Source organism: Mesorhizobium sp. B1-1-5 (genome assembly GCF_006443065.1).
Lineage (GTDB): Bacteria > Pseudomonadota > Alphaproteobacteria > Rhizobiales > Rhizobiaceae > Mesorhizobium.
Genome location: NZ_VFWS01000532.1, coordinates 1 through 1168 on the forward strand (window position 1 = coordinate 1; position 1168 = coordinate 1168).

General features: G+C 62.2%; 1 protein-coding gene. It reads right to left on the reverse strand.

Going from position 1 to position 1168, the window contains the following annotated elements; genetic code table 11:
- A partial coding sequence (locus FJ980_RS33045; RefSeq protein ID WP_140547605.1) for a DHA2 family efflux MFS transporter permease subunit occupies positions 1–995 on the reverse strand: 995 nt, incomplete at its 3' end.
- Between the last annotated feature and the right edge of the window lie 173 nt (positions 996–1168).

Genomic DNA, 1168 nt, shown 5'->3' on the forward strand with positions numbered 1-1168 from the left:
AGCGGGATCAGCACCAGTTGCGGCAGGCCTGTCCAGGCCAGCACCATGCCGATCTGCTGGGCGTTGTAGCCCTGGATACGCGCGAGATAGACGGGCAGGATGAACACCGCCCCGTAGAGCGCAATTCCGAGCAGGAAGCTGGCCAGGATGGAGAAACCGAAATTCCAGCGGGCGAACAGTCTGAGGTTAAGCAAGGGCCTTTCGCTTCTCAACTCGATCCACAGGAAAAGCGAGAGGCTGACGAGGGCGATCAAGGACAGCCGCACGATGAACGGCGAGCCGCACCAATCGTCCTTGTTGCCCTCCTCGAGCACGGTCTGCAAGGTGCCGAGCCCGATCGCCATCGTGATGAACCCGGCCCAGTCGCCCTGGCGCAGCAGCGAAAGCTGCATCGGCGCCCTTTCGAGGGACATCCACAGCATGCCGACCATCAGCGCGCCGGGGACCAAGTTGACATAGAAGATGAACTGCCAGCCCCAGTTCTCGGTGAGATAGCCACCGATTGTCGGTCCGATGGCCGGTGCGAAGGTCGCCGACAGCGCGAACAGGGCGAATCCGATCGGCTGCTTCGCCTTGGGCAGGAGGGTTATGGTGATGGTGAAGGCGACCGGGATCAGCACGCCGCCGCAAAAGCCCTGCAAAGCACGCAGAACAATCATCTGCTGAAGGTTTTGCGCGAAGGCGCAGGCAACCGAGAAGGCGAGAAACAGGATTGCATTGGCCAGAAGATAAAGGCGGATGGAAAAGACCCGCGACAGCCAGCCAGTGAGAGGAATGACGACGATCTCGGCCACCAGGTAGGCGGTCGATATCCAGCCGCCGTCATCGATGCCCGCGCCGATGGCGCCCTGAATGTCGGCTAGCGATGCGTTGACGATCTGGATGTTGAGGACCGCCATGAAGGCGCCGAGCGTCGAGCCAATGACGGCGATCCAGGTCTTGAGCGGGGCGGAAGAGGCATCGGTCGGCGCCAGGCTTGATTCTTTGGCTGCCATCGGCGCAGGCGTGGGTTTGGCGGTGAAGATCGCGGGCACGGCTGAATTCCTTGTTTGACGACGCGCGCGTGAGACACTGGCGTGGCGGCCACCATGCGAGGTCTCGGAGAACCTCGAGCAGACGCTACGAGTTACCACCCGGCGATGCTTCTGCGGCCGCTATCCGGTTCACC